The organism is Streptomyces sp. NRRL B-1347 (assembly GCF_000720325.1).
In the GTDB taxonomy this organism is placed as follows: domain Bacteria; phylum Actinomycetota; class Actinomycetes; order Streptomycetales; family Streptomycetaceae; genus Streptomyces.
The window spans coordinates 1-1,035 of record NZ_JOJM01000244.1; the positions used below are offsets into that span (position 1 = coordinate 1).

1 pseudogene is annotated in these 1,035 nt (G+C 67.6%); it reads left to right on the forward strand.

Annotated features, from left to right (window positions below):
• Positions 1 to 207 precede the first annotated feature (207 nt).
• Positions 208 to 924 (forward strand): annotated as a pseudogene (locus IG74_RS47285) (IS5 family transposase); the annotation flags it as partial.
• Positions 925 to 1,035 lie beyond the last annotated feature (111 nt).

Here is a 1,035-nt window from a genome sequence, read left to right on the forward strand (position 1 = left end):
CGCCACTGAACGCCTTCCAGATCGCCTTCGACGGCCGCCTCACCCCCACCGACCAGCGATAACTCAACAACCAAGATCAGCCGTTAAGTTGACACACCCTCCGATAAGGGGTCCTTGCAGAATGATCTCTCTGTGGCACGGTGGAGATGGAAGTGATTCCGTCTGTGTGGGGGTGGCCCGTGGCGCGGCGGAAGCCGTGGGAGATAGCGGATCGACGACCGCAAGACGCTGCAGGGTGTGCTGTTCGTCCTCTACACCGGGATCCAGTGGGAGTACCTGCCGCAGGAGTTGGGGTTCGGTTCCGGTCCTACCTGCTGGCGTCGGCTGGCCGAATGGCAGGAGGCCGGGGTGTGGGAGGAACTCCAGCGGGTGCTGTTGGACCGGTTGCGGGCGGCGGATCGGCTGGACTTCTCCCGCGTCACCGTCGATGCCTCGCACGTGCAGGCCAAGCGGGGGCGAAGCAGCCCAAAAGTCGGCCCGAGCCCGGTTGACCGTGCACGGCCGGGCTCGAAGCATCACGTGCTGACCGACGCGCACGGCACCCCGCTGCGGGTGTCTCTGACGGGCGGACACCGCAACGACGTGACGCAGCTCCTGCCACTGGTCGACGGCGTGCCGCCGGTGCGGGGCAAGCGGGGCCGGCCCCGGCGCAAGCCCCGGGTGCTGTATGCCGACCGCGGCTACGACCACGACATCTACCGCCGCCGTCTACGCGAGCGCGGCATCGTCCCGAAGATCGCCCGGCGCGGACAGCCACACGGCTCGGGCCTGGGTCGGGTGCGATGGGTTGCGGAGTCCGCCATCGCCTGGCTCCACGGCCCCCGCCGCTTACGAACCCGCTGGGAAACCCGAGACGACATGCACGACGCGTTCCTCCAGCTCGCTCACTGCATGACCCTCGCCCGCAAGAACCCAGCATTCTGAAAGGACCCCTAATACTCCAGTGGGACTTCACCATTACCGCTGGTCAGGAGCGGTCTTTCCAGCCTAGCGGGCGGACGGTGCACCGCGGGCCGGTATCGGGGAGCCGTCGTG